Annotated in this window: 25 protein-coding genes; 20 read left to right on the top strand and 5 right to left on the bottom strand. The window is 53.5% G+C overall.

What is annotated here, in order from left to right; genetic code table 11:
• From eutJ to eutR, 9 genes are all read left to right on the top strand, one after another.
• Entirely contained in the window at positions 1-837 is an 837-nt protein-coding gene (gene eutJ / locus C1192_RS23210; protein WP_038355467.1) for an ethanolamine utilization protein EutJ, read from the top strand.
• The gene (gene eutG / locus C1192_RS23215) at positions 827-2,014 is read left to right on the top strand and encodes an ethanolamine utilization ethanol dehydrogenase EutG (RefSeq protein ID WP_038355466.1); all 1,188 of its coding nucleotides are present in this window, start codon (positions 827-829) and stop codon (positions 2,012-2,014) included. Before eutJ ends, eutG begins: the two co-directional genes overlap by 11 nt.
• Positions 2,015-2,130: 116 nt before the next feature.
• Positions 2,131-3,357: an ethanolamine utilization protein EutH gene (gene eutH, locus C1192_RS23220; protein ID WP_038355465.1), complete on the top strand. Its 1,227-nt coding sequence runs from the start codon at positions 2,131-2,133 to the stop codon at positions 3,355-3,357.
• Positions 3,354-4,757 carry an ethanolamine ammonia-lyase reactivating factor EutA gene (eutA, locus tag C1192_RS23225; RefSeq protein ID WP_001097493.1) on the top strand — a complete coding sequence of 468 codons (1,404 nt, stop codon included), beginning with the start codon at positions 3,354-3,356 and terminating at the stop codon, positions 4,755-4,757. The genes eutH and eutA overlap by 4 nt, the downstream gene beginning before the upstream one ends.
• 11 nt (positions 4,758-4,768) lie before the next feature.
• Positions 4,769-6,130 carry an ethanolamine ammonia-lyase subunit alpha gene (gene eutB / locus C1192_RS23230; protein WP_038355464.1) on the top strand — a complete coding sequence of 454 codons (1,362 nt, stop codon included), beginning with the start codon at positions 4,769-4,771 and terminating at the stop codon, positions 6,128-6,130.
• Between the two features lie 20 nt (positions 6,131-6,150).
• Positions 6,151-7,038, top strand: a complete 888-nt coding sequence (eutC, locus tag C1192_RS23235) for an ethanolamine ammonia-lyase subunit beta (RefSeq protein ID WP_038355463.1) — start codon at positions 6,151-6,153, stop codon at positions 7,036-7,038.
• A 9-nt stretch (positions 7,039-7,047) separates the two neighbouring features.
• Positions 7,048-7,707, top strand: coding sequence for an ethanolamine utilization microcompartment protein EutL (eutL, locus tag C1192_RS23240; RefSeq protein ID WP_038355462.1), 660 nt, complete (start codon positions 7,048-7,050; stop codon positions 7,705-7,707).
• Between the two features lie 12 nt (positions 7,708-7,719).
• The gene (gene eutK / locus C1192_RS23245) at positions 7,720-8,208 is read left to right on the top strand and encodes an ethanolamine utilization microcompartment protein EutK (RefSeq protein WP_038355461.1); all 489 of its coding nucleotides are present in this window, start codon (positions 7,720-7,722) and stop codon (positions 8,206-8,208) included.
• A 45-nt stretch (positions 8,209-8,253) separates the two neighbouring features.
• Entirely contained in the window at positions 8,254-9,306 is a 1,053-nt protein-coding gene (gene eutR, locus C1192_RS23250; protein ID WP_038355460.1) for an HTH-type transcriptional regulator EutR, read from the top strand.
• A gap of 5 nt (positions 9,307-9,311) precedes the next feature.
• On the opposite strand, the gene hemF is transcribed toward eutR, so the two are convergent.
• Both hemF and amiA read right to left on the bottom strand, forming a co-directional pair.
• Complete coding sequence (hemF, locus tag C1192_RS23255; RefSeq protein WP_038355459.1) at positions 9,312-10,211, bottom strand: oxygen-dependent coproporphyrinogen oxidase; 900 nt, start codon at positions 10,209-10,211, stop codon at positions 9,312-9,314.
• A gap of 3 nt (positions 10,212-10,214) precedes the next feature.
• Entirely contained in the window at positions 10,215-11,084 is an 870-nt protein-coding gene (gene amiA, locus C1192_RS23260; protein WP_000102901.1) for an N-acetylmuramoyl-L-alanine amidase AmiA, read from the bottom strand.
• A 213-nt stretch (positions 11,085-11,297) separates the two neighbouring features.
• Here amiA and C1192_RS23265 point away from each other — a divergent pair, with 213 nt between their 5' ends.
• The 4 genes from C1192_RS23265 (at position 11,298) to yfeX (ending at position 13,788) form a co-directional block, all read left to right on the top strand.
• Complete coding sequence (locus tag C1192_RS23265) at positions 11,298-11,723, top strand: GNAT family acetyltransferase (protein WP_038355458.1); 426 nt, start codon at positions 11,298-11,300, stop codon at positions 11,721-11,723.
• Entirely contained in the window at positions 11,710-12,159 is a 450-nt protein-coding gene (locus C1192_RS23270; protein WP_052463053.1) for a DUF2919 domain-containing protein, read from the top strand. Before C1192_RS23265 ends, C1192_RS23270 begins: the two co-directional genes overlap by 14 nt.
• A gap of 60 nt (positions 12,160-12,219) precedes the next feature.
• Entirely contained in the window at positions 12,220-12,795 is a 576-nt protein-coding gene (locus tag C1192_RS23275) for an RpoE-regulated lipoprotein (protein ID WP_000838961.1), read from the top strand.
• Positions 12,796-12,888: 93 nt separating this feature from the next.
• Positions 12,889-13,788, top strand: a complete 900-nt coding sequence (gene yfeX / locus C1192_RS23280; RefSeq protein ID WP_038355456.1) for a porphyrinogen peroxidase — start codon at positions 12,889-12,891, stop codon at positions 13,786-13,788.
• A gap of 265 nt (positions 13,789-14,053) precedes the next feature.
• On the opposite strand, the gene murQ is transcribed toward yfeX, so the two are convergent.
• Positions 14,054-14,950 (bottom strand): N-acetylmuramic acid 6-phosphate etherase, encoded by an 897-nt coding sequence (murQ, locus tag C1192_RS23285; protein WP_001516831.1) that lies wholly within the window; start codon positions 14,948-14,950, stop codon positions 14,054-14,056.
• A 229-nt stretch (positions 14,951-15,179) separates the two neighbouring features.
• Between murQ and ucpA the strand changes: the two genes are divergently transcribed.
• The 6 genes from ucpA (at position 15,180) to cysM (ending at position 20,985) form a co-directional block, all read left to right on the top strand.
• A complete protein-coding gene (gene ucpA, locus C1192_RS23290) occupies positions 15,180-15,971 on the top strand; it encodes an SDR family oxidoreductase UcpA (RefSeq protein WP_038355455.1) in 792 nt (263 codons plus the stop codon).
• Positions 15,972-16,128: 157 nt separating this feature from the next.
• The gene (gene cysP, locus C1192_RS23295; protein WP_000290223.1) at positions 16,129-17,145 is read left to right on the top strand and encodes a thiosulfate/sulfate ABC transporter substrate-binding protein CysP; all 1,017 of its coding nucleotides are present in this window, start codon (positions 16,129-16,131) and stop codon (positions 17,143-17,145) included.
• Positions 17,145-17,978, top strand: coding sequence for a sulfate/thiosulfate ABC transporter permease CysT (cysT, locus tag C1192_RS23300; protein WP_000458417.1), 834 nt, complete (start codon positions 17,145-17,147; stop codon positions 17,976-17,978). The genes cysP and cysT overlap by 1 nt, the downstream gene beginning before the upstream one ends.
• Entirely contained in the window at positions 17,978-18,853 is an 876-nt protein-coding gene (gene cysW / locus C1192_RS23305; RefSeq protein ID WP_038355454.1) for a sulfate/thiosulfate ABC transporter permease CysW, read from the top strand. The genes cysT and cysW overlap by 1 nt, the downstream gene beginning before the upstream one ends.
• Positions 18,843-19,940 carry a sulfate/thiosulfate ABC transporter ATP-binding protein CysA gene (gene cysA / locus C1192_RS23310; protein ID WP_000021087.1) on the top strand — a complete coding sequence of 366 codons (1,098 nt, stop codon included), beginning with the start codon at positions 18,843-18,845 and terminating at the stop codon, positions 19,938-19,940. The genes cysW and cysA overlap by 11 nt, the downstream gene beginning before the upstream one ends.
• Before the next feature lie 133 nt (positions 19,941-20,073).
• On the top strand, positions 20,074-20,985 hold the full coding sequence (gene cysM / locus C1192_RS23315) for a cysteine synthase B (RefSeq protein WP_001516829.1): 912 nt from the start codon (positions 20,074-20,076) through the stop codon (positions 20,983-20,985).
• Between the two features lie 203 nt (positions 20,986-21,188).
• On the opposite strand, the gene C1192_RS23320 is transcribed toward cysM, so the two are convergent.
• Positions 21,189-21,923: a WGR domain-containing protein gene (locus C1192_RS23320; RefSeq protein WP_038355453.1), complete on the bottom strand. Its 735-nt coding sequence runs from the start codon at positions 21,921-21,923 to the stop codon at positions 21,189-21,191.
• 32 nt (positions 21,924-21,955) lie between these two features.
• Complete coding sequence (locus C1192_RS23325; protein ID WP_038355452.1) at positions 21,956-22,330, bottom strand: YfeK family protein; 375 nt, start codon at positions 22,328-22,330, stop codon at positions 21,956-21,958.
• A gap of 104 nt (positions 22,331-22,434) precedes the next feature.
• Here C1192_RS23325 and pdxK point away from each other — a divergent pair, with 104 nt between their 5' ends.
• The gene (gene pdxK / locus C1192_RS23330) at positions 22,435-23,286 is read left to right on the top strand and encodes a pyridoxine/pyridoxal/pyridoxamine kinase (RefSeq protein WP_038355451.1); all 852 of its coding nucleotides are present in this window, start codon (positions 22,435-22,437) and stop codon (positions 23,284-23,286) included.
• The last annotated feature ends 11 nt before the right edge of the window (positions 23,287-23,297 follow it).

The raw sequence follows: 23,297 nt of genomic DNA on the forward strand, positions 1-23,297 counted from the left end.
ATGGCGCACGACGAACAATGGCTCACCCCACGTCTGCAAACAGCGGCAACGTTGTGTAACCAGACGCCAGCGGCGACGGAATCTCCGCTGTGGTTGGGGGTGGATCTGGGCACCTGCGATGTGGTGTCAATGGTCGTCGACCGCGACGGTCAGCCGGTGGCGGTATGCCTCGACTGGGCCGATGTGGTCCGCGACGGCATCGTCTGGGATTTCTTCGGCGCAGTCACCATTGTTCGTCGCCATCTTGACACCCTTGAGCAGCAATTGGGTCGCCGTTTTAGTCATGCGGCGACGTCATTTCCCCCGGGGACGGATGCGCGTATTTCCATCAACGTGCTGGAATCTGCCGGACTGGAAGTGAGTCATGTGCTGGATGAGCCAACGGCGGTGGCAGACCTGCTGCAACTGGACAACGCTGGCGTAGTGGATATCGGCGGTGGCACCACCGGTATTGCCATTGTGAAACAGGGCAAAGTGACTTACTCGGCAGATGAAGCGACTGGCGGACATCATATCTCTCTGACCCTCGCCGGAAATCGTCGCATTCCGCTGGAAGAGGCGGAGCATTACAAGCGCGGTCACGGCAAAGAAATTTGGCCTGCGGTGAAGCCGGTATACGAAAAAATGGCGGACATTGTCGCCCGACATATCGCAGGGCAGAGCATTACTGATTTATGGCTGGCAGGTGGTTCCTGTATGCAACCGGGCGTGGCGGAACTGTTTCGCAAAAAATTCCCGGCATTACAGGTGCATTTACCGCAGCACAGTTTGTTTATGACCCCGCTGGCGATAGCCAGTAGCGGGCGAGAGAAAGCGGAGGGGATCTATGCAAAATGAATTGCAAACGGCGCTCTTTCAGGCATTCGATACCCTGAATCTGCAACGGGTAAAAACATTTAGCGTTCCGCCAGTGACGCTCAGCGGTCTGGGCGCGGTGAGCGGTTGTGGACAACAAGCGCAAACCCGTGGCCTGAAACATCTGTTTGTAATGGCAGACAGCTTTTTACATCAGGCGGGGATGACCGCTGGCCTTATGCGTAGTCTGGCCGTCAAAGGAATTGCCATCACGCTCTGGCCGTGTCCGGTGGGCGAACCGTGTATTACTGACGTTTGTGCGGCAGTGGCGCAACTGCGTGAATCGGGTTGCGATGGGGTGATCGCGTTTGGCGGTGGCTCGGTGCTGGATGCGGCGAAAGCCGTTGTGTTGCTGGTGACGAACCCCGATAGCACACTGGCCGGGATGTCAGAAAACAGCGTTCTGCAATCACGCCTGCCGCTGATTGCCATTCCAACGACTGCCGGAACCGGCTCTGAAACCACTAACGTGACGGTGATTATCGACGCAGTGAGCGGGCGCAAGCAGGTATTAGCACATGCTTCGCTGATGCCGGATGTTGCCATTCTCGACGCCGCGCTGACCGAAGGCGTGCCGTCGCATGTCACGGCGATGACCGGTATCGACGCGTTAACTCATGCCATTGAAGCGTACAGCGCGCTGAACGCCACACCGTTTACCGACAGTCTGGCGATTGGCGCAATCGCGATGATCGGTAAATCGTTGCCGAAAGCGGTGGGCTACGGGCATGACCTTGCTGCGCGCGAGAGCATGTTGCTGGCTTCATGTATGGCCGGAATGGCGTTTTCCAGCGCAGGGCTTGGGTTGTGTCACGCGATGGCGCATCAGTCGGGTGCGGCGCTGCATATTCCGCACGGTCTGGCGAACGCCATGTTGCTGCCAACGGTGATGGAGTTTAACCGAATGGTTTGTCGTGAACGCTTTAGCCAGGTTGGTCGGGCGCTGCGAACTAAAAAATCGGACGATCGTGACGCTATTAACGCGGTAAGTGAGCTGATTGTGGAAGTTGGGATTGGTAAACGGCTGGGCGATGTTGGTGCGACATCTGCGCATTACGATGCATGGGCGCAGGCCGCGCAGGAAGATATTTGTCTGCGTAGCAACCCGCGTACCGCCAGCCTGGAGCAGATTGTCAGCCTGTACGCAGCGGCGCAATAAACGCCGGATGCGACGCTTGTCGCGTCTTATCCGGCCTACAGGATTGCACATGCAGGGCGGATAAGGCGTTCACGCCGCATCCGCCAATAAATAATAACTAACAGGGAGTAAAGGCGATGGGAATTAATGAAATCATCATGTACATCATGATGTTCTTTATGCTGATAGCTGCCGTAGACAGGGTTCTGTCGCAGTTCGGCGGTTCAGCGCGTTTCCTCGGTAAATTCGGTAAAAGCATTGAGGGATCGGGCGGCCAGTTTGAAGAAGGCTTTATGGCAATGGGCGCTCTGGGTCTGGCGATGGTCGGTATGACCGCGCTTGCGCCTGTACTGGCACACGTACTTGGGCCGGTAATCATCCCGGTTTACGAAATGCTCGGCGCAAACCCGTCAATGTTCGCCGGAACACTGCTGGCGTGCGATATGGGCGGCTTCTTCCTCGCCAAAGAACTGGCGGGCGGCGATGTGGCAGCGTGGCTATACTCTGGGTTAATTCTCGGGTCGATGATGGGGCCAACGATTGTGTTTTCCATTCCGGTGGCGCTTGGCATCATCGAACCGTCTGACCGCCGTTATCTCGCACTCGGCGTGCTGGCCGGTATTGTGACCATTCCGATTGGTTGTATCGCCGGTGGTCTGGTGGCGATGTATTCCGGTGTGCAGATCAACGGCCAGCCGGTGGAATTTACCTTCGCGCTGATCCTGATGAATATGATCCCAGTGATCATTGTCGCGATTCTGGTGGCGCTGGGGCTGAAATTCATCCCGGAAAAAATGATCAACGGTTTCCAGATCTTCGCCAAATTTCTCGTGGCATTAATCACCATCGGTCTTGCCGCTGCGGTGGTGAAATTCCTGCTTGGCTGGGAACTGATCCCCGGTCTTGATCCCATCTTTATGTCTCCTGGCGACAAACCCGGCGAAGTGATGCGCGCCATTGAAGTGATCGGATCGATTTCCTGCGTTCTGTTGGGGGCGTACCCGATGGTGCTGCTGCTGACCCGCTGGTTTGAAAAACCGCTGATGAGTGTCGGTAAGCTACTGAATATGAACAATATTTCGGCGGCGGGTATGGTGGCGACGCTTGCCAACAATATCCCGATGTTCGGCATGATGAAGCAGATGGATACCCGCGGCAAAGTGATCAACTGTGCCTTCGCCGTTTCCGCTGCCTTTGCCCTGGGCGACCACTTAGGTTTCGCCGCTGCCAACATGAACGCCATGATCTTCCCGATGATTGTCGGCAAGCTGATCGGCGGTGTTACGGTGATTGGCGTGGCGATGATGCTGGTGCCAAAAGAAGATGCGACCACGGCTAAAACCGAAGCGGAGGCGCAATCGTGAACACTCGCCAGCTACTGAGCGTCGGTATCGATATCGGCACCACCACCACCCAGGTGATCTTCTCCCACCTGGAACTGGTTAACCGTGCGGCAGTGTCGCAGGTGCCGCGTTACGAATTCATCAAACGCGAAATTAGCTGGCAAAGCCCGGTGTTCTTTACCCCTGTCGACAAACAGGGCGGATTAAAAGAAGCGGAACTGAAAACTTTAATCCTTGAGCAATATCAGGCTGCGGGCATTGCACCGGAGAGCGTCGATTCCGGTGCCATTATTATCACCGGCGAAAGCGCGAAAACCCGCAATGCCCGTCCGGCGGTGATGACGCTCTCTCAATCGCTGGGCGATTTTGTCGTCGCCAGTGCCGGACCGCATCTCGAATCGGTGATTGCCGGGCACGGTGCCGGAGCGCAAACACTCTCTGAACAACGGTTATGTCGGGTGCTGAATATCGATATTGGTGGCGGCACGGCGAACTACGCCCTGTTCGATGCCGGAAAAATCAGTGGGACTGCCTGCCTCAACGTCGGCGGTCGGCTGCTGGAAACCGACTGCCAGGGGCGCGTGATTTACGCTCATAAACCGGGGCAGATGATTGTGGATGAGTGCTTCGGCACAGGCACTGACGCCCGTTTACTGACCGGTGCGCAGTTGGTGCAGGTTACCCGGCGGATGGCGGAACTGATTGTCGAAGTGATTGAAGGAACGCTCTCGCCGCTCGCGCAGGCATTGATGCAAACCGGTTTGCTGCCCGCAGGCGTTACGCCCGAAATCATTACTCTTTCTGGCGGCGTGGGCGAATGTTATCGCCATCAGCCCGCTGACCCGTTCTGTTTTGCCGATATTGGGCCGCTGCTGGCAACAGCGCTGCATGACCATCCGCGCCTGCGTGAGATGCGCGTGCAGTTTCCGGCGCAAACCGTGCGCGCCACGGTGATTGGCGCGGGTGCGCATACCCTTTCGCTCTCTGGCAGCACTATCTGGCTGGAGGGCGTGCAACTGCCGCTGCGCAATTTGCCGGTGGCGATCCCGATTGATGAAACGGATCTGGTGAATGGCTGGCAACAGGCGCTGATTCAGCTCGATCTTGATCCCAACTCTGACGCGTACGTGCTGGCGCTTCCCGCCGGGCTTCCCGTGCGTTACGCCGCGGTACTGACGGTCATCAACGCGCTGGTCGATTTCGTCGCGCGTTTTCCGAATCCGCATCCCCTGCTGGTGGTGGCCGGGCAGGACTTTGGTAAAGCTCTGGGCATGTTGTTGCGCCCACAGCTACAACAACTCCCGTTGGCAGTCATTGACGAAGTGATTGTTCGCGCGGGGGACTATATCGACATTGGTACGCCTCTTTTTGGCGGATCGGTTGTGCCGGTGACGGTGAAATCACTCGCATTTCCTTCCTGAGGGAACGACTTATGAAACTAAAGACCACATTGTTTGGCAATGTTTATCAATTCAAGGATGTAAAAGAGGTGCTGGCGAAGGCCAACGAACTGCGTTCGGGGGATGTGCTGGCGGGGGTTGCGGCAACAAGCTCGCAGGAGCGGGTAGCGGCAAAGCAGGTGTTGTCGGAAATGACTGTGGCGGATATCCGCAATAACCCGGTGATTGCCTATGAAGAAGACTGCGTGACGCGGCTGATTCAGGATGACGTTAACGAAACGGCCTACAACCAGATTAAAAACAGGAGCATCAGCGAGCTGCGTGAGTACGTTCTGAGCGACGAAACCAGTGTTGATGATATTGCCTTTACCCGTAAAGGGCTGACCTCGGAAGTGGTCGCGGCGGTGGCGAAGATTTGCTCTAACGCGGATCTGATCTACGGCGCAAAGAAAATGCCGATTATCAAAAAGGCCAATACCACCATCGGTATTCCAGGCACTTTCAGCGCCCGTTTGCAGCCAAACGATACCCGTGATGACGTACAAAGTATCGCCGCGCAAATCTATGAAGGGCTTTCCTTCGGGGTAGGCGATGCGGTGATCGGCGTCAACCCGGTGACGGACGATGTGGAAAACTTAAGCCGCGTGCTGGACACCATCTACGGGGTGATCGACAAATTCAACATTCCGACTCAGGGCTGCGTGCTGGCGCACGTCACCACCCAGATTGAAGCGATTCGTCGCGGCGCACCGGGCGGGCTGATTTTCCAGAGTATTTGTGGCAGCGAGAAAGGGCTGAAAGAGTTCGGCGTGGAACTGGCAATGCTGGACGAAGCCCGCGCAGTGGGCGCAGAGTTCAACCGTATCGCCGGGGAAAACTGCCTCTACTTCGAAACCGGACAAGGTTCTGCACTCTCCGCTGGTGCCAACTTCGGTGCAGATCAGGTGACGATGGAAGCGCGTAACTACGGGCTGGCGCGTCATTACGATCCGTTTATCGTCAACACCGTGGTCGGTTTTATTGGGCCGGAGTATCTCTACAACGACCGGCAGATTATCCGTGCGGGCTTAGAAGATCACTTTATGGGCAAGCTGAGCGGCATTTCTATGGGCTGTGACTGCTGCTACACCAACCACGCTGACGCTGACCAGAACCTCAACGAAAACCTGATGATCCTGCTCGCTACCGCAGGCTGCAACTACATCATGGGGATGCCGCTGGGTGACGACATCATGCTCAACTACCAGACCACGGCGTTCCATGACACCGCTACTGTGCGTCAGTTACTGAATCTGCGTCCGTCACCGGAGTTTGAACGCTGGCTGGAAAGCATGGGCATTATGGCAAACGGTCGCCTGACCAAACGGGCGGGCGATCCGTCACTGTTCTTCTGATGACGCGGAGATAACACATCATGGATCAAAAACAGATTGAAGAAATTGTACGCAGCGTGATGGCGTCAATGGGACAAGCGGCCACCGCGCCGTCAGAAGCAAAATGCGCCACCACAACCTGTGCAACACCGGTGACCTCGGAAAGCTGCGTGCTGGATTTAGGTTCTGCTGAAGCGAAGGCGTGGATTGGCGTTGAAAATCCGCATCGCGCAGACGTATTAACCGAACTGCGCCGCAGCACCGTGGCCCGCGTCTGTACCGGTCGTGCCGGTCCGCGTCCGCGTACCCAGGCGCTGTTGCGTTTCCTGGCCGACCACTCGCGCTCTAAAGATACGGTGCTGAAAGAGGTGCCGGAAGAGTGGGTGAAAGCGCAGGGGCTGCTGGAAGTACGTTCTGAAATTAGCGACAAAAACCTTTATCTGACGCGCCCGGATCTGGGACGTCGTCTGTGTGCGGAAGCCGTCGAGGCTTTGAAAGCGCAATGTGTCGCCAATCCTGACGTGCAGGTCGTTGTCTCCGATGGTCTGTCTACGGATGCCATCACTGTGAACTACGAAGAAATTCTGCCGCCGCTGATGGCGGGCTTGCAACATGCGGGGCTGAAAGTCGGCACGCCGTTTTTTGTGCGTTATGGTCGCGTGAAAATTGAAGACCAGATTGGCGAGCTTCTTGGCGCGAAAGTGGTGATCCTGCTGGTGGGCGAACGTCCGGGGTTAGGGCAGTCAGAGAGCCTCTCCTGCTACGCCGTTTACTCACCGCGTATGGCAACTACCGTGGAGGCCGATCGCACCTGTATCTCTAACATTCACCAGGGCGGCACGCCGCCGGTTGAAGCCGCAGCCGTCATTGTGGATTTGGCGAAACGTATGCTGGAGCAGAAAGCATCCGGCATCAACATGACCCGATAAGGAGGCATCATGCCAGCTTTAGATTTGATTCGACCGTCGGTCACCGCCATGCGGGTGGTTGCCTCCGTTAACGCTGATTTTGCGCGTGAACTGAAATTGCCGCCGCATATTCGTAGCCTCGGGCTGATTTCCGCCGATTCTGATGATGTCACCTACATTGCGGCTGATGAAGCGACAAAACAGGCGATGGTTGAAGTGGTGTATGGTCGCTCGCTGTATGCCGGCGCGGCGCACGGCCCGTCACCGACTGCCGGTGAAGTATTGATTATGCTCGGCGGGCCAAACCCGGCGGAAGTGCGTGCCGGTCTGGATGCGATGGTCGCGCATATTGAAAACGGCGTGGCGTTCCAGTGGGCGAACGATAAGCAAGATACGGCATTCCTCGCTCATGTGGTTTCGCGTACCGGTTCTTATCTCTCTTCCACTGCGGGCATTACGCTCGGTGATCCGAGGGCGTATCTGGTGGCACCGCCGCTGGAAGCGACCTACGGCATTGATGCTGCGTTGAAATCTGCTGATGTGCAACTGGTGACTTATGTTCCGCCACCGTCAGAAACCAACTATTCAGCGGCATTTTTGACCGGTAGCCAGGCAGCGTGTAAAGCGGCCTGTAACGCCTTTACTGATGCAGTGCTGGAAATCGCGCGTAATCCAATCCAACGTGCGTAACGGAGGTTGCCGATGAACAATGCACTGGGTTTGTTGGAAGTTGACGGCATGGTCGCCGCAATCGATGCGGCAGATGCCATGCTGAAAGCGGCAAACGTGTGTCTGCTCAGTCATGAAGTGCTTGACCCCGGTCGCTTAACGCTGGTGGTGGAAGGCGATCTGGCGGTGTGTCGTGCGGCGCTGGATGCCGGTTATGCCGCCGCAATGCGTACCGGGCGAGTTATCAGCCGCAAGGAAATTGGTCGACCTGATGATGACACCCAGTGGCTGGTTGCTGGCTTTAACCGACAGCTAAAGCAACCTGGCGCGCCAGCGATCGTCACGGAATCTGCCGACGAGTTGTTGGCGTTGTTAACATCAGTACGTCAGGGAATGACGGTCGGAGAAGTTGCCGCCCACTTTGGCTGGCCGCTGGAAAAAGCCAGAAATGCGCTCGAACAGCTCTTTTCTGCCGGGACGTTACGTAAACGCAGTAGTCGTTATCGTCTCAAGCCCCATTAACCTGTCGGAGGTGCCGGGTGTCATATAACACCCGGCATTAACATCATGAAAAAGACCCGTACAGCCAACTTGCACCATCTTTATCATGAACCCTTACCCGAAAATCTGAGGCTCACGCCGAAGGTTGAAGTGGATAATGTTCATCAACAACAGACAACAGATGTCTATGAACATGCTTTGACAATTACCGCCTGGCAGCAGATTTATGATCAACTGCATCCGGGAAAGTTTCATGGTGAATTTACGGAAATCCTGCTTGATGATATTCAGGTTTTCCGTGAATACACCGGTCTGGCGCTGCGCCAGTCGTGTCTGGTCTGGCCGAACTCATTCTGGTTTGGTATTCCGGCGACGCGCGGTGAACAGGGATTTATCGGTTCGCAATGTCTGGGAAGCGCAGAAATAGCTACGCGGCCTGGCGGCACTGAGTTTGAATTAAGTACGCCGGACGATTACACCATTCTTGGCGTGGTGATCTCGGAAAATGTCATTTCCCGTCACGCAAACTTTCTGCATAACCCGGAAAGGGTGCTGCATATGTTGCGTAATCAGTCGGCGCTGGAAGTGAAGGAGCAGCATAAAGCCGCACTGTGGGGCTTTGTTCAACAGGCGCTGGCGACGTTTTGCGAGAACCCGGAGAACTTACATCAATCCGCTGTGCGTAAAGTGCTTGGCGATAACTTGTTGTTGGCGATGGGAGTGATGCTGGAAGAAGCGCAGCCAATGGTGACGGCGGAAAGCATCAGCCATCAGGGCTATCGACGATTGCTTTCCCGCGCCCGCGAATATGTGCTGGAGAATATGTCCGAACCGGTAACGGTGCTGGACTTGTGCAATCAACTGCACGTCAGTCGCCGCACCTTACAAAACGCATTTCACGCTATTTTGGGCATTGGCCCGAACGCGTGGCTGAAACGCATTCGCCTGAACGCCGTGCGCCGCGAGCTGATAAGCCCGTGGTCGCAAAGTCTGACGGTAAAAGATGCCGCCATGCAGTGGGGATTCTGGCATCTTGGGCAATTTGCGACGGATTATCAGCAACTGTTTGCCGAGAAGCCATCACTGACGCTTCATCAGCGGATGCAGGAGTTAGGGTGATGAAATTACACCCAATCCCTGACCTGAATAAATTCACTCAACGCCGCCTCCGGGCTGCCTTCTTCCGGTTGATAATCGTACTCCCAGCATACCAGTGGCGGCATTGACATCAGGATTGATTCGGTGCGCCCGCCGGTTTGTAAGCCAAACAGCGTACCGCGATCCCAGACCAGGTTGAATTCGACATAACGACCGCGACGGTAGAGTTGGAAATTGCGCTCGCGCTCGCCATATGCCATTGCTTTACGTCGCTCAACAATCGGCAAGTATGCGTCGGCGTAACCTTTGCCTACCGCCTGCATAAAGGCGAAACAGTAGTCGAAGTCTGGCGTGTTCAGGTCATCAAAGAACAGCCCGCCAATGCCGCGTTGTTCATTGCGATGTTTAAGGTAGAAGTATTCGTCGCACCACTTTTTGTAGCGTGGATAAACATCTTCGCCAAATGGCAGGCACAGGTCGCGGGCGGTGCGGTGCCAGTGAATGGCGTCTTCTTCAAAGCCATAGAAAGGGGTTAAGTCAAAACCACCGCCAAACCACCAGACGGGATCGACACCCGGTTTTTCGGCAATAAAAAAGCGCACATTGGCGTGGCTGGTGGGAACATACGGATTATGCGGATGCACTACCAGCGATACACCCATCGCCTCGAAACTGCGCCCGGCAAGTTCCGGGCGATGAGCAGTGGCAGAAGCGGGCATCGCGTCGCCGTGGACGTGAGAAAAGTTGACGCCCGCCTGTTCGAAAACACCACCATTACGCAACACCCGGCTACGCCCGCCGCCACCAGCTTCGCGCTGCCAGCTATCTTCGGCAAACTGTGTGCCATCTACGGCGCTCAGTTGCTGGCAAATTGTATCCTGAAGGTTGAGCAGGAACTGTTTAACCTGGTGTGCGTCGGGCTTCATAACTTACCGTTTTTTCGAGTGTGCTTTCTGGTTGTCAAACCAATGGAAATAACTGATCACGCCTTCGGCAATGGCAGAGGCGATTTTCTGACGAAACGCCGCCGTGCCTAACAGTCGCTCTTCTTCCGGGTTGGTGATAAATGAGGTTTCCACCAGCACCGAAGGAACCGACGGTGATTTCAACACCACAAACGCGGCTTGTTCGGTGTTGCGGCTGTGCAGCTTATGCACTGGTTTAATCTTCTTCAGAATATGCGAGCCAAGCGTCAGGCTGTTTTTAATGGTATCTGTTTGCACCAGATCAAACAGCACTTGCTGCAATAGATGATCCCTGTCAGTTGCTTTTTTCCCGGCGACTTCATCAGCGCGGTTTTCGCGTTCCGACAAATATTTTGCCATCGCACTACTCGCGCCACGGTTGGAGAGGGCAAAGACCGATGCCCCCGCGGCTTTCGGGTTGGTGAAGCCGTCGGCGTGAATTGACATAAACAGATCTGCGCCATGCTTATGGGCGATTTCAACGCGATCGTACAGTGGAATAAACGTATCGCCAGAACGCGTTAAACGCGCATCAATGCCATGATTGCGCAAAATAGAACGGACATTTTTGGCGATTGCCAGCACCACGTGTTTTTCTTTTGAACCGTTGCGACCAATCGCACCGGTATCAATCCCGCCGTGACCTGGATCGAGAACGACTACCCGTTTGCCTCCGGCTTTTTTGGCTTTCGGCTTACTGTGTCCGTTACTGGTTTTTAAAGGCTCTTCTTTGGCGATGGCTTGCGACATTCCTGACAACGTCAGGGCAGCCAATCCGGCTTTCAGCACCTGGCGGCGCGAAGTGAGTGTTTTTAGTGGTTTAAAAGTGCTCATACGGCCTGAGTTGTAATAATAAAGTTCCAGATGTTATATCGTATCGCGTAATCCGTTACGACGGTTTGCTGGTGAGAATTGTTTTACTTTTCATTTCAATAAATGACAACGCGTCATTATGCCACTTTTTCAACCGATTTTCGTCAGATATTGGCTAATTCGGTCGTTCACGCCATAATCACCCTTTTAACCCCCAAAAAGGTAACTCATACCATGGAGATACGCGTATTTCGCCAGGCAGATTTCGAAGAGGTCATCACCCTTTGGGAGCGTTGCGACTTGCTGCGTCCGTGGAACGATCCGGAAATGGACATCGAGCGCAAGATGAACCATGACGTCAGTTTGTTCCTGGTCGCGGAAGTTAACGGCGAAGTAGTGGGAACGGTGATGGGCGGTTATGACGGGCATCGCGGGTCTGCTTATTATCTTGGCGTGCATCCGGAGTTTCGCGGGCGTGGAATTGCCAATGCATTGCTTAATCGGCTGGAGAAAAAGCTTATTGCTCGCGGCTGTCCGAAAATTCAGATCAATGTACCGGAAGACAACGATATGGTACTCGGAATGTACGAACGCCTGGGATATGAATACGCCGATGTGCTGAGTCTGGGTAAGCGTTTGATTGAAGATGAAGAGTACTGAGTTTCATCCTGTCCATTATGATGTGCACGGACGCCTGCGTTTACCCTTCCTCTTCTGGTTTGTGCTATTGCTTCAGGCGAGAACCTGGGTGCTGTTTGTCATTGCCGGTGCGTCGCGCGAGCAGGGCACTGCGCTGCTGAATCTGTTTTATCCCGATCACGATAATTTCTGGCTGGGGTTGATACCGGGCATTCCGGCGGTGCTGGCATTCTTACTGAGTGGTCGGCGGGCTACGTTTCCCCGTATCTGGCACGTGCTCTATTTTCTGTTGCTGTTGGCGCAGCTCGTTTTGCTTTGTTGGCAACCGTGGCTGTGGCTAAATGGTGAATCCGTCAGCGGTATCGGTCTGGCGCTGGTTATCGCGGATATTGTGGCGTTAATCTGGCTGTTGACCAATCGACGTTTACGCGCTTGTTTTGTGGAAGAAAAAGAATAACGGCACTTTTTTGCAAATTCGCACTCCAAGCAACGTTATTGAATAACCAAAGGAAGTGACATGAAATCGCTGCGTTTAATGTTATGCGCTATGCCGTTGATGCTGACCGGCTGTTCCACCATGTCGTCAGTTAACTGGTCTGCCGCTAATCCGTGGAACTGGTTTGGCTCGTCCACTAAAGTGAGCGAGCAAGGCGTTGGCAAATTAACGGCGTCCACGCCACTACAAGAACAAGCCATTGCCGATGCGCTTGATGGTGATTATCGGCTGCGCAGCGGAATGAAAACCGCGAACGGTAATGTGGTGCGCTTTTTTGAAGTGATGAAGGGCGACAGCGTGGCGATGGTTATCAACGGTGATCAAGGTACAATCAGCCGCATTGATGTCTCAGATAGCGATATTCCTGCTGACACGGGGGTTAAAATCGGTACACCGTTTAGTGACCTTTACAGCAAAGCATTTGGCAATTGCAAAAAAGCAGACGGTGATGATAATCGTGCCGTCGAATGTAAAGCCGAAGGCAGTCAACATATTAGCTACCAGTTTAGCGGTGAGTGGAGTGGTCCTGAAGGGTTAATGCCTTCTGACGATACCCTGAAAAACTGGAAAGTCAGTAAAATCATCTGGCGGCGTTAATTTGCGTCTGAACAAACCGTCGCCACAAAAAACACGTAAAATAGCGCTCAACAATGCCACGGATTGCGTGGCATTCTTATTTCAGGAGGAACAATGTCTCAGGTTCAGAGTGGCATTTTGCCAGAACATTGCCGCGCGGCGATTTGGATCGAAGCCAACGTAAAAGGGGAAGTTGATGCCCTGCGTGCGGCCAGTAAAAACTTTGCCGATAAACTGGCAACCTTTGAAGCAAAATACCCGGACGCGCATCTTGGCGCGGTTGTCGCCTTTGGCAACAACACCTGGCGTGCTCTGAGCGGCGGCGTGGGAGCCGAAGAGCTAAAAGATTTTCCGGGTTACGGAAAAGGTCTTGCGCCGACGACCCAGTTCGATGTGTTAATCCACATTCTTTCTCTGCGTCACGACGTAAACTTCTCCGTGGCCCAGGCGGCGATGGAAGCCTTTGGCGGCTGCATTGAGGTAAAAGAAGAGATCCACGGCTTCCGTTGGGTGGAAGAGCGTGACCTGAGCGGCTTTGTTGACGGCACGGAAAATCCGGCGGGTGAAGAGACGCGTCGCGAAGTGGCGGTCATCAAAGACGGTGTGGATGCGGGCGGCAGCTATGTGTTTGTGCAGCGCTGGGAACACAATCTGAAGCAACTCAACCGTATGAGCGTTCACGATCAGGAAATGATGATCGGCCGTACTAAAGAAGCCAACGAAGAGATCGATGGCGATGAGCATCCGGAAACTTCTCACCTGACCCGTGTTGATCTGAAAGAAGATGGCAAAGGCCTGAAGATTGTTCGCCAGAGCCTGCCATATGGCACCGCCAGCGGCACGCACGGCCTGTACTTCTGCGCTTACTGTGCACGTTTGCATAACATTGAGCAGCAGTTGCTGAGTATGTTTGGCGATACCGATGGCAAACGTGACGCAATGTTACGTTTTACCAAACCAGTCACTGGCGGCTATTACTTTGCACCGTCGCTGGACAAACTGATGGCGCTGTAAGTTTTACTCACGCACTTGTAGCGTCTTGCTGGATGCGGCGTAAATGCTTAATCCGGCGTGTAAGATCGTTCAAACTTAATAAATTGCAGTCAACCTGTAGGCCCGATAAGCGTAGCGCATCGGGCTGTTTTGTCTCTAAGCTACTGCTTAGTCCAGATTGACGTTATGGCAGCCAAAGAGCGTGGTGTAAACAGCACGGCACAACTGAGCGGATCACTGCTCAGGTGTATGAACAGCCAGGAGATGTCTTCAAATTTGTCATGGGTTATTCCCTGTCTAAAACCTGACGAATAAAGCCATTGTATTGATCCAGTTGTTTTTTCGCTTCTGCGGCATCGAGATTTTTCAGCACCATCACAATGGCCGTTTTGCAGTGACGGTCGCAGGCAATCAATGCCGCTTCCGCTTGTTCCTCGCTACATCCGGTCGCGTTTTTGACGATATTGACCTGGCGCACATGCAATTTTTCGTTGGTGGCGACCACATCGACCATCAGGTTGCCAAACACTTTGCCTGACTTAATCATCAGCCCGGTGGAGAGCATGTTGAGCACCAGTTTCTGCGCCGTACCTGCTTTCATCCGCGAAGAACCGGTAACCACTTCAGCCCCGACGACTGGCGTAATAGCAAACTCTGCGGTGGTGGAAACCGCGCTTCCCGGATTACAGGAAATACCGACCGTACGGCAACCCAACTGGCGCGCGTATTCCAACCCGGCAATCACATATGGCGTGCGTCCACTGGCGGCAATACCAACCACCACATCCTGCGCCGTTAAAGTAATATTTTTCAGATCGTTGATGCCGCCTTCCCGGCTGTCTTCCGCGCCTTCCACCGCGTGCTGGATGGCATATTCGCCGCCAGCAATCAAACCAACGACCAGACCTGGCTTCACGCCGTAAGTGGGGGGGCACTCGCTGGCATCGAGAATACCCAGACGACCGGAAGTTCCCGCGCCGAGATAAATCAGACGACCGCCGCCGCTCACCTGGGTGTGGATAACATCAATCGCCGCTGCGATATCCGGTAGTACGCGCTCAACGGCGAGCGGTACGGTTTTATCTTCTTCGTTAATGATCCGACACATTTCCAGCGTCGATACGCGGTCAATTTCAGCAGAGGCATTGTTGGAGCCTTCAGTAATCATCTTTTCAAGTTGCATAGGCAATCACCTTAAATATTTGTCTTCAAATAATTTCATCTGGCGTGAATCATATCTCCCTGCCTGATTATGTACAGCAGTGAATTCGCGCAATGGCTGAGTTGTGGTTATGGGTGATTTTACTTAAGATTTCCCTGAATTTAGATCCACTCCTCAGCATTGAACTGTCATTCAGGTATGGTAGGGACAATAGGGCGTAATGCTCTGTATTCAAAAGGAGAAACTTGAAATGGGTAAACTCACGGGCAAGACAGCACTGATTACGGGCGCATCGCAAGGTATTGGCGAAGGTATTGCCAGAACCTTTGCGCGTCATGGCGCAAACCTAATCTTGCTGGATATCTCCCCTGAGATTGAAAAGCTGGCAGACGAGCTGTGTGGTCGCGGTCATCGTTGTACGGCGGTAATTGCCGATGTACGCGACCCGGCGTCGGTTACGGCAGCGATCAAGCGCGCGAAGGAAAAAGAAGGGCGCATTGATATTCTGGTGAATAACGCAGGTGTTTGCCGTCTGGGTAGTTTTCTGGAAATGAGCGATGACGATCGCGATTTCCATATTGATATCAATATCAAAGGCGTGTGGAACGTCACGAAGGCAGTCCTACCGGAGATGATTGCCCGCAAAGATGGTCGCATTGTGATGATGTCTTCGGTCACTGGCGATATGGTGGCCGATCCGGGCGAAACGGCGTATGCCTTGTCGAAAGCGGCGATTGTTGGCCTGACCAAATCGCTGGCAGTGGAGTATGCTCAGTCGGGGATTCGCGTTAACGCAATCTGCCCTAGTTACGTGCGCACGCCAATGGCGGAAAACATCGCTCGCCAGTCGAATCCGCAAGATCCGGAATCAGTACTGACTGAAATGGCGAAAGCAATTCCGCTGCGTCGCCTCGCTGATCCGCTGGAAGTAGGCGAGCTGGCAGCCTTCCTGGCGTCGGATGAATCCAGCTATTTAACGGGTACACAGAATGTGATCGATGGCGGCAGCACACTGCCAGAGACGGTCAGCGTCGGCATCTGATTCACCTCTGTTTCCTCCCTGCATCAGTGGGGAGGATTTCGCCTTATTCTCTTTTTAACTTCCAAATCACCAAACGGTATATAAAACCGTTACTCCTTTCACGCCCGTTATAAATATGATGGCTATTAGAAAGTCATTAAATATATAAGGGTGCGCAATGGCCGTTAACTTACTGAAAAAGAACTCTCTCGCGCTGGTCGCTTCTCTGCTGCTGGCTGGCCACGTGCAGGCAACGGAACTGCTGAACAGTTCTTATGACGTCTCCCGCGAGCTGTTTGCTGCCCTGAATCCGCCGTTTGAGCAACAATGGGCAAAAGATAACGGCGGTGACAAACTGACGATAAAACAATCTCATGCCGGGTCATCAAAACAGGCGCTGGCGATTTTGCAGGGCTTAAAAGCCGATGTTGTAACTTATAACCAGGTGACCGACGTGCAGATCCTGCACGACAAAGGCAAGCTGATCCCGGCGGACTGGCAGTCGCGCCTGCCGAATAACAGCTCGCCGTTCTACTCCACGATGGGTTTCCTGGTGCGTAAGGGCAACCCGAAGAATATCCACGACTGGAACGATCTGGTGCGTTCCGACGTGAAGCTGATTTTCCCGAATCCGAAAACCTCCGGTAACGCGCGTTATACCTACTTAGCAGCGTGGGGCGCAGCCGATAAAGCGGACGGCGGCGATAAAGCCAAAACCGAACAGTTTATGACCCAGTTCCTGAAAAACGTTGAAGTCTTCGATACCGGCGGTCGTGGCGCGACCACAACCTTTGCCGAGCGTGGCCTGGGCGACGTGCTGATAAGTTTTGAGTCGGAAGTGAACAACATCCGCAAACAGTATGAAGCGCAGGGTTTTGAAGTGGTGATTCCGAAAACCAATATTCTGGCGGAATTCCCGGTGGCATGGGTGGATAAAAACGTGCAGGCCAACGGTACGGAAAAAGCCGCAAAAGCTTATCTGAACTGGCTCTACAGCCCGCAGGCGCAAACCATCATCACCGACTATTACTACCGCGTGAATAACCCGGAAGTCATGGACAAGCTGAAAGATAAATTCCCGCAGACCGAACTGTTCCGCGTGGAAGATAAGTTTGGCTCCTGGCCAGAAGTGATGAAAACCCACTTTACCAGCGGCGGTGAGTTAGACAAGCTGTTGGCTGCGGGGCGTAACTGATGTTTGCAGTTTCTTCAAGACGCGTGCTGCCGGGCTTTACCTTAAGCCTTGGCACCAGTCTGTTGTTTGTGTGCCTGATATTGTTACTGCCGCTTTCCGCGCTGGTGATGCAGCTTTCTGAGATGAGCTGGGCGCAGTACTGGGAGGTGATCACCAATCCGCAGGTGGTCGCGGCCTACAAAGTGACGCTGCTGTCAGCGTTTGTGGCATCGATTTTTAACGGCGTTTTCGGTCTGTTAATGGCGTGGATCTTAACCCGCTATCGCTTTCCGGGGCGCACGCTGCTTGATGCGCTGATGGATTTACCCTTCGCGCTACCGACAGCGGTCGCGGGTTTAACCCTGGCGTCGCTCTTTTCCGTGAACGGTTTTTACGGCGAATGGCTGGCGAAGTTTGATATCAAAGTGACCTATACCTGGCTGGGGATCGCGGTGGCTATGGCCTTTACCAGCATTCCGTTTGTGGTGCGAACCGTGCAGCCGGTACTGGAAGAATTAGGGCCGGAATACGAAGAAGCGGCAGAAACGCTCGGCGCAACACGTTTACAGAGTTTCCGCAAAGTGGTGCTGCCGGAGCTTTCTCCGGCGCTGGTGGCGGGCGTGGCGCTGTCGTTTACCCGTAGTCTTGGTGAGTTTGGCGCGGTGATATTTATCGCCGGGAACATCGCCTGGAAGACGGAAGTAACGTCGCTGATGATTTTTGTTCGCTTACAGGAATTTGATTACCCGGCGGCGAGCGCGATTGCTTCGGTGATCCTCGCAGCATCGCTGTTGCTGCTGTTTTCTATTAACACTCTGCAAAGTCGCTTCGGTCGGCGTGTGGTAGGTCATTAATGGCGGAAGTTACACAGTTGAAGCGTTATGATGCGCGCCCGATTAACTGGGGCAAATGGTTTTTGATTGGCACCGGGATGCTGGTGTCGGCGTTCATCCTGCTGGTGCCGATGATTTACATCTTTGTGCAGGCATTCAGCAAGGGGATCATACCGGTATTACAGAACCTGGCAGATCCGGACATGCTGCACGCCATCTGGCTGACGGTGATGATTGCGCTGATTGCTGTGCCGGTGAACCTGGTGTTCGGCATCCTGTTGGCCTGGCTGGTGACGCGTTTTGATTTTCCGGGGCGTCAGTTGCTGCTGACGCTGCTGGATATTCCGTTTGCGGTGTCGCCGGTAGTCGCCGGTCTGGTGTATCTGCTGTTCTACGGCTCCAACGGCCCGCTGGGCGGCTGGCTTGACGAACATAATCTGCAAATTATGTTCTCCTGGCCGGGAATGGTGCTGGTGACTATCTTCGTGACGTGTCCGTTTGTGGTGCGTGAACTGGTGCCGGTGATGTTAAGTCAGGGCAGCCAGGAAGACGAAGCGGCGATTTTGCTTGGCGCGTCTGGCTGGCAGATGTTTCGCCGCGTTACGTTGCCGAACATCCGCTGGGCGCTGCTGTATGGTGTGGTGCTGACTAACGCCCGCGCGATTGGCGAGTTTGGTGCGGTATCGGTGGTTTCCGGCTCGATTCGCGGCGAAACCCTGTCGCTGCCATTACAGATTGAATTGCTGGAGCAGGACTACAATACCGTCGGCTCCTTTACCGCCGCCGCGCTGTTGACGCTGATGGCGATTATCACCCTGTTTTTAAAGAGTATGTTGCAGTGGCGTCTGGAGAATCAGGAAAAACGCGCGCAGCAGGAGGTACATCATGAGCATTGAGATTGCCAGGATTAAGAAGTCATTTGGTCGCACCCAGGTGTTGAACGATATCTCACTGGATATTCCTTCTGGTCAGATGGTCGCGTTACTGGGGCCGTCCGGCTCCGGGAAAACCACGCTGCTGAGGATTATCGCCGGGCTGGAGCATCAAACCAGCGGGCATATTCGCTTTCACGGCACCGACGTCAGCCGCCTGCACGCGCGCGATCGTAAAGTGGGATTTGTGTTCCAGCATTACGCGCTGTTCCGCCATATGACGGTGTTCGACAACATCGCCTTTGGCCTGACGGTGCTGCCGCGTCGAGAGCGCCCAAATGCGGCGGCGATCAAAGCGAAAGTCACCCAGTTACTGGAGATGGTGCAGCTTGCTCATCTGGCAGATCGTTATCCGGCGCAGCTTTCTGGTGGTCAGAAACAGCGTGTGGCGCTGGCGCGTGCGCTTGCCGTGGAACCGCAAATTCTGTTGCTTGATGAACCGTTTGGCGCGCTGGATGCGCAGGTGCGTAAAGAACTGCGTCGCTGGCTGCGTCAGCTTCACGAAGAGTTGAAATTTACCAGTGTGTTCGTCACTCACGATCAGGAAGAGGCGACTGAAGTTGCCGATCGTGTGGTCGTGATGAGCCAGGGCAATATCGAGCAGGCGGATGCGCCGGATCAGGTCTGGCGTGAACCGGCGACCCGCTTTGTGCTCGAATTTATGGGCGAAGTGAACCGCTTACAGGGAATTATTCGCGGCGGGCAGTTCCACGTTGGCGCGCATCGCTGGCCGCTGGGGTATACGCCTGCATATCAGGGGCCGGTGGATCTCTTCCTGCGTCCGTGGGAAGTGGATATCAGTCGCCGCACCAGCCTCGATTCGCCGTTGCCGGTACAGGTACTGGAAGCCAGTCCGAAAGGACACTACACCCAATTAGTCGTACAACCGCTGGGGTGGTACAACGAACCGCTGACAGTTGTGATGCATGGCGATGACGCCCCGCAACGCGGTGAGCGTTTATTCGTTGGCCTGCAACATGCGCGCTTGTATAACGGCGATCAGCGTATTGAAACCCGCGATGAGGAGCTTGCTCTCGCACAAAGCGCCTGATAGGTTGAGTAAATGTTAAACGCCCGGAGGCGCATCCCGCGATCCGGGCTTTTTAATGGCAAGGTTTGTAACCTGTAGGCCTGATAAGACGCGTAAGCGTCGCATCAGGCAACACCACGTATGGACAGAGATCGTGAGTACATTAGAACAAACAATTGGCAATACGCCTCTGGTGAAGTTGCAGCGAATGGGGCCGGATAACGGCAGTGAAGTGTGGTTAAAACTGGAAGGGAATAACCCTGCGGGTTCGGTGAAAGACCGCGCTGCATTATCAATGATTGTCGAGGCGGAAAAGCGTGGGGAAATTAAACCCGGTGATGTGTTAATCGAAGCCACCAGTGGTAACACAGGCATTGCGCTGGCAATGATCGCCGCGCTAAAAGGCTATCGCATGAAATTGCTGATGCCCGACAACATGAGTCAGGAACGTCGCGCGGCGATGCGTGCCTACGGTGCGGAACTGATTCTTGTCACTAAAGAGCAGGGCATGGAAGGCGCACGCGATCTGGCGCTGGAGATGGCGAATCGTGGTGAAGGCAAGCTGCTCGACCAGTTCAATAACCCCGATAATCCTTATGCGCATTACACCACCACCGGGCCGGAAATCTGGCAGCAAACCGGCGGTCGCATTACGCATTTTGTCTCCAGCATGGGGACGACTGGCACCATCACCGGCGTGTCACGGTTTATGCGCGAACAATCCAAACCGGTAACGATTGTTGGCCTGCAGCCGGAAGAGGGTAGCAGCATTCCGGGGATTCGCCGCTGGCCAGCGGAATATCTGCCGGGCATCTTTAACGCTTCTCTGGTGGACGAGGTACTGGATATTCACCAGCGCGACGCGGAAAACACCATGCGCGAACTGGCCGTGCGGGAAGGGATTTTCTGCGGCGTCAGCTCCGGCGGCGCGGTTGCCGGTGCGATACGCGTGGCAAAAGCCAACCCTGGCGCAGTGGTGGTAGCGATCATCTGCGATCGTGGCGATCGCTACCTTTCCACCGGGGTGTTTGGCGAAGAACACTTTAGCCAGGGGGCGGGGATTTAAGGATTAATAGCATTGGAGGCTGATGACAAACGCAAAACAGCCTGATGCGCTACGTTTATCAGGCCTACAAGGTTCCTGTAATATATTGCATTAGCAATATTTTGTAGGCCGGATAAGGCGTTTACGCCGCATCCGGCTAAACAAAGTGCACTTTGTCAATAATCTGATTTGTCGGCAGTTGTTGCTGCCGACAAATGCAGTTTTTAATTTTCGTGTGGAAAAGCAGTAAGGTCATCAATCATTTTTTGAAGTATTGGTGAGTCCTGACCGTCACCCCATTGAAGAATTTTTGCGGTAAGCTGATGACGCGCTAGTGCATTGAGTCCCATCTTTTTAAGTTTATGGGAGATTTTACCCATGACTTTAATCTGACCGAATGCAGTCGAGTAGGTAATCATATTGCTCTGGATAGTGCTCATTTCATCGGCTAGTAATTGCGCACGAACATCCTCTTCAAGAATACTTTCCATAGCGATGTATTTCATACCCCAGATAGTTTCAATTAACATTTGAGGGAAATCAGCACAGTCCAGATCCGGCTTTTTACGGAGGCTATTTTCAAGAACGTTTAGAGCATCAGCACCTTCATCGCTGCCAAAAGGAGATTCTTCATCCCAGCAACACATATAAAGTGGATCAGTAAAATGGCACTGGAAGTTTGGGTGTGACGTTTTAACATGTAACCCAATTTCTTCATCATCAAAATAGCAGCGATCCATGAAGTTAAAGTTTGGATCTTCTTGATAGCCTTTCTTCATTTTTGCGGCAATCAATTTATTGGCTTCTTTCAGACACTGTTCTTCATTATCGAACTCTTTTGTCTGGAATTTACCAATACTACCTACCTTGCCATAGTTGACAGCTAAACTATCCCCTTCGTAATCTATCCACCAAAATTTACTCGATTTTTCATCGTTATAAATAAAGCATTTTTTCATGTTACCACCTGTAAATGCCTTGCCAAAGCGGATTAATTCCCTTCCTCAGGCACTGTTTTATCCGTCTGCGCAATCAGCGCATGTAAAAAAGGTTGCGCATTTTCATCGCTCTTACCGGGCATCTTCACGATGTAAGGCTTCCCGGTAATGGATGACGACGAAGCCACCTTATCAATAAACTGCTCGGCGGTATCAATGCGGTTGCGTGTGTTGCCGAGCTTCAACTTCAGATGCGAAACTGCTTCATCACAAGTATGTTGATCGCCATTGCGTATGAATATCAAATCCTTATGCTGCGCTAATCCCTCCAGCATGGCGTTAATTCTGACTTCTTCGTGGGCAGTTAACTTCGCGTAAGTGGGGAGTGCCATCAGCAGTGTGATGACCAGACAAATGATTTTCTTCACTGAATTGCCTTATCCTTGTGTTGTATTAGCCGATTTGACTGTCAGAATCAGGTAAAGTTTCGGTTGGGGTACGATGGGGATCATCGGCAAGGAGAAATTATTAAATGAGTAGTTTGTTGTTGTTTAACGATAAGAGCAGGGCGTTGCAGGCGGATATCGTCGCCGTGCAATCGCAGGTGGTGTATGGCAGCGTAGGCAACAGCATTGCCGTGCCTGCCATTAAACAGAACGGCCTGAATGTCTTTGCCGTACCGACCGTGTTGCTGAGTAATACGCCGCATTATGACACGTTCTACGGTGGTGCGATTCCGGACGAGTGGTTTAGCGGTTATTTGCGCGCACTGAAAGAGCGTGATGCGCTGCGTAAGTTACGTGCGGTGACTACGGGCTATATGGGGACAGCGTCACAAATTAGAATCCTTGCCGAATGGCTGACAGTCTTACGCGAAGAGCATCCTGACTTGCTGATTATGGTCGATCCGGTGATTGGCGATATTGATAGTGGTATTTACGTCAAACCTGACCTTCCCGATGCGTATCGGCAATATTTACTGCCACTGGCGCAGGGGATTACGCCAAATATCTTTGAGCTGGAAATCCTGACCGGTAAAAACTGCCGCGATCTCGACAGCGCCATTGCCGCAGCAAAAAGTTTGCTTTCAGAGACATTAAAATGGGTGGTTATTACCAGCGCTTCCGGCAATGAAGACAATCAGGATATGCAGGTGGTGGTGGTCAGTGCCGATAGCGTGAATGTCATTTCCCACTCTCGGGTAAAAACGGATCTTAAAGGTACTGGCGATCTGTTTTGCGCTCAACTTATCAGTGGATTACTGAAAGGGAAGGCGTTAACCGACGCAGTGCACAGCGCAGGTTTACGCGTGCTGGAGGTGATGTGTTATACCCAGCAGCGTGAAAGCGATGAATTGATTTTGCCGCCGCTGGCGGAAGCATAAAAAAATGGCGC

Source organism: Escherichia marmotae, assembly GCF_002900365.1.
In the GTDB taxonomy this organism is placed as follows: Bacteria; Pseudomonadota; Gammaproteobacteria; order Enterobacterales; family Enterobacteriaceae; genus Escherichia; species Escherichia marmotae.

Coding starts and splice junctions, on each gene's coding strand:
- eutJ (WP_038355467.1), top strand. CDS start 1: ATGGCGCACGACGAACAATGGCTCACCCCACGTCTGCAAACAGCGGCA.
- eutG (WP_038355466.1), top strand. CDS start 827: ATGCAAAATGAATTGCAAACGGCGCTCTTTCAGGCATTCGATACCCTG.
- eutH (WP_038355465.1), top strand. CDS start 2,131: ATGGGAATTAATGAAATCATCATGTACATCATGATGTTCTTTATGCTG.
- eutB (WP_038355464.1), top strand. CDS start 4,769: ATGAAACTAAAGACCACATTGTTTGGCAATGTTTATCAATTCAAGGAT.
- eutC (WP_038355463.1), top strand. CDS start 6,151: ATGGATCAAAAACAGATTGAAGAAATTGTACGCAGCGTGATGGCGTCA.
- eutL (WP_038355462.1), top strand. CDS start 7,048: ATGCCAGCTTTAGATTTGATTCGACCGTCGGTCACCGCCATGCGGGTG.
- eutK (WP_038355461.1), top strand. CDS start 7,720: ATGAACAATGCACTGGGTTTGTTGGAAGTTGACGGCATGGTCGCCGCA.
- eutR (WP_038355460.1), top strand. CDS start 8,254: ATGAAAAAGACCCGTACAGCCAACTTGCACCATCTTTATCATGAACCC.
- hemF (WP_038355459.1), bottom strand. CDS start 10,211: ATGAAGCCCGACGCACACCAGGTTAAACAGTTCCTGCTCAACCTTCAG.
- amiA (WP_000102901.1), bottom strand. CDS start 11,084: ATGAGCACTTTTAAACCACTAAAAACACTCACTTCGCGCCGCCAGGTG.
- C1192_RS23265 (WP_038355458.1), top strand. CDS start 11,298: ATGGAGATACGCGTATTTCGCCAGGCAGATTTCGAAGAGGTCATCACC.
- C1192_RS23270 (WP_052463053.1), top strand. CDS start 11,710: ATGAAGAGTACTGAGTTTCATCCTGTCCATTATGATGTGCACGGACGC.
- C1192_RS23275 (WP_000838961.1), top strand. CDS start 12,220: ATGAAATCGCTGCGTTTAATGTTATGCGCTATGCCGTTGATGCTGACC.
- yfeX (WP_038355456.1), top strand. CDS start 12,889: ATGTCTCAGGTTCAGAGTGGCATTTTGCCAGAACATTGCCGCGCGGCG.
- murQ (WP_001516831.1), bottom strand. CDS start 14,950: ATGCAACTTGAAAAGATGATTACTGAAGGCTCCAACAATGCCTCTGCT.
- ucpA (WP_038355455.1), top strand. CDS start 15,180: ATGGGTAAACTCACGGGCAAGACAGCACTGATTACGGGCGCATCGCAA.
- cysP (WP_000290223.1), top strand. CDS start 16,129: ATGGCCGTTAACTTACTGAAAAAGAACTCTCTCGCGCTGGTCGCTTCT.
- cysT (WP_000458417.1), top strand. CDS start 17,145: ATGTTTGCAGTTTCTTCAAGACGCGTGCTGCCGGGCTTTACCTTAAGC.
- cysW (WP_038355454.1), top strand. CDS start 17,978: ATGGCGGAAGTTACACAGTTGAAGCGTTATGATGCGCGCCCGATTAAC.
- cysA (WP_000021087.1), top strand. CDS start 18,843: ATGAGCATTGAGATTGCCAGGATTAAGAAGTCATTTGGTCGCACCCAG.
- C1192_RS23320 (WP_038355453.1), bottom strand. CDS start 21,923: ATGAAAAAATGCTTTATTTATAACGATGAAAAATCGAGTAAATTTTGG.
- pdxK (WP_038355451.1), top strand. CDS start 22,435: ATGAGTAGTTTGTTGTTGTTTAACGATAAGAGCAGGGCGTTGCAGGCG.